Annotated in this window: 10 protein-coding genes; 2 read left to right on the top strand and 8 right to left on the bottom strand. The window is 49.1% G+C overall.

Annotated features, from left to right (window positions below):
- The 4 genes from CNE01S_RS23530 to CNE01S_RS23515 all read right to left on the bottom strand — a co-directional run.
- Nucleotides 1-275, bottom strand: a 275-nt coding sequence (locus tag CNE01S_RS23530; RefSeq protein ID WP_169799432.1) for a LysM peptidoglycan-binding domain-containing protein, incomplete at its 3' end; no start/stop codon positions are given.
- An 82-nt stretch (nucleotides 276-357) separates the two neighbouring features.
- Complete coding sequence (locus CNE01S_RS23525; protein ID WP_061279051.1) at nucleotides 358-1,014, bottom strand: helix-turn-helix domain-containing protein; 657 nt, start codon at nucleotides 1,012-1,014, stop codon at nucleotides 358-360.
- Between the two features lie 211 nt (nucleotides 1,015-1,225).
- Nucleotides 1,226-1,723, bottom strand: coding sequence for a hypothetical protein (locus tag CNE01S_RS23520; RefSeq protein ID WP_061279050.1), 498 nt, complete (start codon nucleotides 1,721-1,723; stop codon nucleotides 1,226-1,228).
- Nucleotides 1,684-2,427: a winged helix-turn-helix domain-containing protein gene (locus CNE01S_RS23515; RefSeq protein ID WP_061279048.1), complete on the bottom strand. Its 744-nt coding sequence runs from the start codon at nucleotides 2,425-2,427 to the stop codon at nucleotides 1,684-1,686. Before CNE01S_RS23515 ends, CNE01S_RS23520 begins: the two co-directional genes overlap by 40 nt.
- 207 nt (nucleotides 2,428-2,634) lie before the next feature.
- On the opposite strand from CNE01S_RS23515, the gene CNE01S_RS23510 reads away from it, so the two are divergent.
- On the top strand, nucleotides 2,635-2,880 hold the full coding sequence (locus CNE01S_RS23510; RefSeq protein WP_061279046.1) for a hypothetical protein: 246 nt from the start codon (nucleotides 2,635-2,637) through the stop codon (nucleotides 2,878-2,880).
- Here the strand turns inward: CNE01S_RS23510 and CNE01S_RS23505 are convergent.
- The 4 genes from CNE01S_RS23505 to kdsB all read right to left on the bottom strand — a co-directional run bounded on the left by CNE01S_RS23505 (nucleotide 2,877) and on the right by kdsB (nucleotide 6,326).
- Complete coding sequence (locus CNE01S_RS23505; RefSeq protein ID WP_061279044.1) at nucleotides 2,877-3,170, bottom strand: ANR family transcriptional regulator; 294 nt, start codon at nucleotides 3,168-3,170, stop codon at nucleotides 2,877-2,879. The genes CNE01S_RS23510 and CNE01S_RS23505 overlap by 4 nt on opposite strands.
- 69 nt (nucleotides 3,171-3,239) lie before the next feature.
- Nucleotides 3,240-3,623 (bottom strand): RcnB family protein, encoded by a 384-nt coding sequence (locus tag CNE01S_RS23500; RefSeq protein ID WP_061279042.1) that lies wholly within the window; start codon nucleotides 3,621-3,623, stop codon nucleotides 3,240-3,242.
- 169 nt (nucleotides 3,624-3,792) lie between these two features.
- On the bottom strand, nucleotides 3,793-5,319 hold the full coding sequence (locus CNE01S_RS23495; protein ID WP_061279040.1) for an EAL domain-containing protein: 1,527 nt from the start codon (nucleotides 5,317-5,319) through the stop codon (nucleotides 3,793-3,795).
- A 221-nt stretch (nucleotides 5,320-5,540) separates the two neighbouring features.
- The gene (kdsB, locus tag CNE01S_RS23490) at nucleotides 5,541-6,326 is read right to left on the bottom strand and encodes a 3-deoxy-manno-octulosonate cytidylyltransferase (protein ID WP_061279039.1); all 786 of its coding nucleotides are present in this window, start codon (nucleotides 6,324-6,326) and stop codon (nucleotides 5,541-5,543) included.
- Between the two features lie 611 nt (nucleotides 6,327-6,937).
- Between kdsB and CNE01S_RS23485 the strand changes: the two genes are divergently transcribed.
- A partial coding sequence (locus CNE01S_RS23485; protein ID WP_500784347.1) for an efflux RND transporter periplasmic adaptor subunit occupies nucleotides 6,938-7,628 on the top strand: 691 nt, incomplete at its 3' end.

Genomic DNA, 7,628 nt, shown 5'->3' with positions numbered 1-7,628 from the left:
CCACTGAGCTGCACGAAAGGTTTATGAAAAACACGAAACTGGTTGAACGTTTTCAGTTGCTGCATCGTCAGGCCAAATCGCCCGGCAACAGAGGCCGGAGTTTCTCCTGCCCGCAGTACATACGGGGTTGAAGATACCTGAAATAAATTGCTCTCTTTACCCATGGCAGAAATAACGGGCGCAAACGATAAAGAGAAAACCGAAAAGCATTGCAGAAACAGGCACAGTTTCGCCGTATTCTTCAGAGACACAGATGAAAATTGAGGGTTATTCATTTATATTAACTCACGGTCATAATTCGCTGCGAGAATCCAGTGGGCATGAGAAATCCGCAGCATCAATAAGCTGTTAAAGGAATTAATTCGTCAGGGCGCTGAACATCTGATGGTGATATAAAGCCAGGTCGCCCTGATGCTGACGAAAGAAATGCATCAGGTGGAATATCGTGCGTTGATTATGTGCGATACAAATCTGCCGTAAGGAAGAATAAACCGTCTTGGGTGAGGTATCCATTCGGAGTGAAATTTCATTGACACTCAGCCCCTGCATCATCAGTTCCATAATAATGGACTGCGTCATATTAAAGCGCTGACGATCCAGTCCATGATGATAAAATGACAACACCTCATTTATATTACTCTTAGCGGCAGACAGGCTCATCAGCAGTTTAATGAACGCCTGCTTTGTTATGCTGGTGCCACACACCCACGGGCAATATCTTTCGCTGCCTGTACAATTAGACAGGCGTTCATTAATAACAATGACATTCAGGTCATCATTCAACGTCTGAATATAGTTCAGGTATTCTTTCAGCCTGGCGGGCGTATCAAATGAAGCACTGTCCAGAATACAGAGGCTCTTCCATGGTGCAACAAAGTAATGTGTCGCCAGCTCCATAATACCCTGCTCAAGAAAGGCGTTGCTGGTGAAGATAAAAACAGCGCCGGATCCTGTATTCACGAATTTCAGCGCAGAACGATGGCCCTCCATGGCACTGACTTTACTGTCGTACATGATGACTGCCTCTCTGATGTCATTTCGGATAAGGCCGGCAAGCCGCTCTCCAAAACATAAACATTGAATGAACATCAGGATCGCGCAGAAATCACACATACAACACCATCAACTACTTAAACACCAAAAAACAGTCAAATGATTCACGGCATACAAAAAATGTATTATTTTAAATCAACAAAAAGGGTATTTTTAAATTTTAACACTTTCGCTAATCTGCGGTACAAACCAGCACTGGGGAGTAAAGATTCCTGATTAGCCAGGACCAAGGCAGTGTTTTGTTAACGGTTATCACCGATACGGGGCTGAAGATGTAACGCCGGTAAAGTTCTTCCGGAAGGTTATCGCCCGTCAGCACATGTTCGCTCACCGGCTTCAGTTCAATGACACCCTGTTGATTCCCGGAATACGCTGTCATCACCCGGGTGACGCGCTGGACGGTATAGGTGGCATCCGGCATACGAAACGAACCATTAATCGAGAGAAACCCTTGCTGCTTTTCGAGGTTCAACGTGTAGATCCCCCGAAATTCAGGCAAGGTCTGATTGTCACCAAAGACAGAATGGATCTGCCCGCTGCATTCCACCTGAGTCCCCTGGCGGGATTTAAGCATCAGCACTATACAAACGGCCAGTACGGCTAATAACAGGCTCAGAATAGCGATCACCGCTAATTTGTTTTTCCCGCTGAGTAGTAGGTGTTGTTGCATATATAGGATTCCTTCATCCAGCGGCAGTAAGCATAAAACTGTTTGGTTTCGTAAATATCATTAATCTCACTGATCCCGGGATGTTGTATATATTCAAGAATTTTGTCCTGGGTGTTACAGACCAGTCGGTTGTCCGCCCGGTACTCCTCTGCTTTACGCAGATAATACGAGGTCACGGAAGGCGACATATCGTCGTCAAGGACGTACACCGCACAGGACTTTACCGCGCCAATCCGGTGCCAGGGAATGTGTTCATTTTCCGTCAGCCAGACATACAGGCCGTAAACGAAAATGCCCAGACTAATGATCACCCCTATGCCGAGGAACCACCCCCGATGAAAATTAATGTTCTGCCGCCAGGCCGCCTCTGGCTCCTGCTCAGTCACGGCTTCAACGCTTGCTGTGAAGATAAATCCCTGCCTGGGTTTCGTGAGAAGTGTGTTATCGGCAATACCATAGCCGGACATAATTTTACGCAGCGAACTGACCTGTGTGGCCAGCGCGGTCCCGGAGGGGCTGAGATCATGAGATTCCCAGATGTGGTGAAAGATTTCTTCCCGGGTCACCAGACGGTTATTGTTAGCAATAAAGAAGCACAGCAGCCGGTAAGGAAGGGACGACAGTTCATGCTCGGTTGACTCCAGACCGGGCGTGGTCACGCCATCTTCAGTCACGACCATCTTTTTATCAATGAGATAGCGCATTTTGTATTGTCCCGGATCCAGTCATCAGTTTCAGCATAGTACACCCGTTCATGAAGGCTAAATGAAAAGTGCCCGCTCGCAGAGCAGTCCGTCTGACGGCGCGCTGAAGAAATGTCTTATTTACGGCCAGAAATGCCCCCGCGTTGATGGCAACTGCCCCACACTGCCCGTAAGGTTAACGCTTAAATAACCTTTACCGGATTTACTATGAACCACAAATCCATTATTGCGCTGGAATGTTTTTCGCTCGTTTCATGGTGCATTTTGCTGGCCTTCGCGGTGCACACCCTGGTGCACTTTGCATCGTTGCTGGCAAACGGGAGTGAACACATGCCGATCCCGCATGCCACTGTCGTAATTATGGCCTGTCTCCTCATTATTGTTGGCAGCTTTCGTTATCTGCTGGGTGCTGTCATAAAAAAAATCACCCTCAAAAAGGACAAAGAAAATTAACGACCCTGAGGGGTAAAGCAAATTTCCGGCATTTCGTTCGCCAGCAAACCGGCTTCCTGATCACATTTGATACACTGTTTCCTGCAATACAGGGCCCGTTGATATGCCCACCGGCGATTCTCATTGCTTTCGGCCAGACACATGGCATAAACCCACTGCTCCATCGCCTCACGCCATTTTTGTTTTTTTTCGAGAACGACAGCAATCTTACTGTTAAAGCGATAGCAATAACCTTCACTGAAACTTAACACTGCATGATTTGCCGTGTTTTTCACGTTAATAACATCCATAGATTTTGACTCTGGTATTGAGGGGGGTTAATACGATGCGTCCTGCGTGCGTTATTATACCGGGTGCAATTACGGCATTCTTCGGTAAAAGATATCCGAGTCATACGCCTCGACAATTTTATGACTGTGCTCATCGAGCAGGACATAGGTCCCATACATATATGACCAGCGCATACCGACGTCGGGTGCCGGTAGATGGCGTATCTTCCACTGCTTAATATTGTACTCCGGTGTGAAGTAGATATCGGGAGCCACATCGCCGATATGATATTTATGGTAATCAGATATAAATCCGGAAACCCGCCAGGCTGAATTATCCCGGGCAAGGGCAGGCGTTATCATCATAACAATCGCAATACTGCCGAGGCTTGTCACCGCCCCTGAAAAAAACTCACTGACCTTCACGCAACCACACCTCTTATTCATATCAATCATAAACAGACTGGCAGCCATAAAGACGCACTGTCTTACTTACAGGATAAGGCGTTATCCTGAAGTGCCGCCTCTGACAACATTGAACGCCAGGAGGTACCTGCATGGGTATTAAAACAGAGTTGTGTGCTGCATTTTTGAGAGCATTCTTCAATCCCTTACCGGGCCCTGTAGCACGGGCTAAGTTATCTCACGTGCCGGATACCTTATCCCGGGCGTCCAGCCATCTGATGAATGCGTTCCACGGCAAAGGCTTCGAGAAAAGATACCCCTGGCAGGCTATCTCGCCCTGCTGTCTGAGAAACGCCACCTGAACTTCTGTCTCCACCCCTTCCGCAATGATACCGGCCCCGATCCGTTTCGCGAGATCGACGATATTGCCAATGATGGCATTGCACAGCGCGTTATTCCCTATCCCGGACGTGAACATACGGTCAATCTTGATCAGCTCGACGGGCGTGTGGTGAAGCGTTTCCAGCGATGAATAGCCGGTGCCAAAATCATCCAGTGCAAACCTTACCCCCCGCAGCCTCAGCCGTTCCATATTGTGTCTGATCCTGTCATCACTGTTGATGATTTCACGCTCAGTGATTTCCAGCACCAGGCCGATATTGCTGCCGGCCCGGGTCAGGAAATAGTCCAGATCGACTTCGAGCTCAGGGGACGCCAGGTGACGGGCACTGATATTGATGCTGACATAGAAAGGTCTGTCGGTTTGATACGACATCACAAGCTGATCGGTGACATCGATAATCAGCTGACGCGTCAGCGGAAAAATCAGCCCGGTTTCTTCGGCCAGGGGAATAAATTGATCCGGAGGAATAAGTTCACCTTTATGCAGCCAGCGAACCAGCACCTCACAGCCGACAGGTGCAGCCGGATCCCCCCTGACGATAGGTTGATAATACGGATGCAGCTCACGATTTTTCATCGCAGATATAAGCAACTTCTCGGGGGTGCGCGGTCGCCCTGACCAGAGGAAGCTTAAGACCCCGGCCGCCGCCGACAGGCAGAAAAAAATCACCATCATCACGCGGCCGTTTTTCAGGAACACAGAAAAAAGAGTGGCGGTGTCAATGTCTGACGAAAGTCGGTATCCGTAAACTTTTGACTGCACCAGCGCACTTTGCTTATGGGGAAATGGCGATGAGTGCACAATGCCATCCTGCGCCATCCAGCCCTGTTCCGTCAGCAATGCCACGGGGGAGAGTTCTGATGCAGACTCCAGGATGCTGCGGATATAGTAACCGTCAGTGCTGGTATAGAGTCCATAGCCTTTCTCATGCAGATGAAACACGACAAAGGGGTGGCCCGGCAAAGATGGCGTACTGGCGGTCAGATACAGACTCCGCTCTTCCTTCCGTTCCGTACCGGGCGGGACTTCCCCCTGCAGGGAAGAGCAATATACCTCTCCCGACTTCGCCAGCTCGATATTCCCCACATTGGGGGTAATGGCCAGCTGGCGACGCAGCTCGTCAACTGTGGGGGAAGTACACGGTGAACCAATCAGCGAACGCATGGACTGTACCGACTGATTCACATGCGCCAACAGCGAGTCCATCTGATGTTGTGCCCGCGTCATGTTGTCATGCTGCTGGTTTTTAACCCAGTGAGCGGTCTGCAGATAAAGAAAGGTGGTCGTCCCGGCCAGGCTCACAAGAAACACCAGCACAGCCAGGACAATGCGATACATCATTTGAGAAGGGCGAGTTTTCATTGGAATTCAGTGATGTGTCTGGAATGTTACGGGAAGTGTGGCACATTTCTGTGAAATGGCCACGCTCGCTGATTTCAGGTACAGAAAACCCTGGAAACTTCGGTTCTGTCTTTTCGCCCCCCGTTTCACCGTCAGGACAACACTCAGTGACGTGGGTTTACCCCATACCGGGCTTTTCGAGAATACGTCTCCTGGTCTTTGAATAAAAAGGTGACTTTCATTCAGGATTTATTGGCATCATCACATACTGACGGGTATGCAAGGAGTGCCGCCCGTACGTAAGCCAGATCGTCCGCAGTATCCACACCTTTTCCCGGCAGCGCTTTCGCAACCGCGACATGTATCCTGTCGCCGTACCATAAAGCACGTAACTGCTCCAGCCTTTCAATCTGTTCCAGTGGGCCGGGCTCCCGATGAGCATAGCGACGAATGAATCCGGCCTGATAAGCGTAAATCCCGATGTGATGCAGAAACAGATGTCCGCCTGTCGGCATGGCGCTTTTCATCGCGTCATTACGCTCCCAGGGAATGGGGGCGCGGGAAAAATAGAGGGCAAAGCCTGCCCGGTTTGTCACCACTTTCACTGTATTGGGATCAAACGCGCGCTCCTTGTCCTTAGAGGGGGCTGCGAGCGTCGCCATATCGGCCTGCGTGGCCACCAGATTTTCTGCGACCTGTTGAATGTTCACCGATGGCATCATGGGTTCATCGCCCTGAACGTTAACGATTACCGTCTCATCACTAAAGCCGTATTTTTCTACCACCTCTGCCAGACGTTCAGTGCCAGAATGATGGTCAGCCCGCGTCATACACACCTCCCCCCCTGCGGCTTCAACAACCCGGGCGATCTCTTCACTATCTGTCGCAACAATAATGCGCTTAGCGCCAGATTCAGCTGCCCGTTCCAGAACATGAATGACCATCGATTTTCCGTTGATATCGTGTAACGGTTTACCTGGCAGTCGGGTCGATGCATAGCGAGCGGGGATAATCACGACAAAATCCATAGCGGACTCATTTCCTGAAGTCATTGAGGGGGATTTGCATATTGCCGCCGACGGCCAGACAAACTATGAAGAACAATTTTATCTTTGCAGCTGAGTTCTCACGCAAATAATAATCAACATTTTTAATCGCATTTAGGACAATTCTTTCATTTCAGACTGTCATTGCCCGTACCAACTTTTTTCCGATTGCATATCCCTTGATTAATTACAATCATCATATTTATACTCCACATACCGTTCGCAATATGCCGAGTATAAAATGGATACACTTAATGTCACTGAAGGAGAAAACATTTTGCAATCAAACAATTCATGATAAAAGCAACAGAAAAACCCTCACAACTCAGTGATACTCGAAAAAAAAATCACTCTGATTTTTTCATGAACTCACTGATATTTCAGAGGTGACTGTTGATGTTAATAATATGACAAATCATAATAACTTGGCTTAATTTAAATACTTTAACCCCCGGACAATGACGGTAAAAAGAGCCTGCCGAACATAAGTATTGGCGTGCATTATCCACAGCATTCTCATTCACCCTTTGTTTAATAGTCAGGGCTATGATGAGTGTTAATTTTCCCTGTTTAACGTTATGGAAAACTGCGCTATGCCGCCAGTAAAATTCACCTCCCGCCGCACGGTGCTGCTTTGCATCTTTGCGCTGACCATTGCCACTGTTTTACTGGCGGTATTTCTGCATAAGCCATCACAACCCGCCTACATTACGGCTCCGGTGCGCCTGGGCAGTATTGAAAATGCCGTACTGGCCACCGGTCGGCTGGACGCAGTTGAACGCGTCAATGTCGGCGCACAGGTTTCCGGCCAGGTAAAATCACTGAAAGTCAAAGTGGGTGACAAGGTGACCAAAGGACAATCTGTCGCCGAAATTGATGACCTGCTCCAGCGTAACGACCTGCGTACTGCAGAAGCCAGTCTGAATGAGATTAAAGCCGATATGCTCGCAAAACAGGCACAGCTTAAACAGGCTGAATCGAAATACAAACGCCAGCGCAGGATGCTCAGTGAAGAGGCCAGTTCTCAGGAAGACTACGAGGATGCGGAAACGACGCTTGCCACCTTGCGGGCGCAGATGCAGTCGCTTAATGCCCGACTGGTGCAGGCGCAAATCACCGTCGACAAGAAGAAAGTCGATTTGAGCTACACGCGCGTGGTTGCCCCGATGGACGGGATTGTCATTGCGGTTGTCACACAGCAGGGACAGACCGTGAACTCCACCCAGAGCGCACCCACCATCATCAAACTTGCCCGCCTTGACGTGATGACCATCAAGGCCCAGA

It is taken from the genome of Cedecea neteri NBRC 105707 = ATCC 33855, assembly GCF_001571265.1.
GTDB lineage: Bacteria > Pseudomonadota > Gammaproteobacteria > Enterobacterales > Enterobacteriaceae > Cedecea > Cedecea neteri.
The sequence above is the reverse complement of the archived record's forward strand: the minus strand, read 5'-3'. Positions and strand labels throughout refer to the sequence as shown.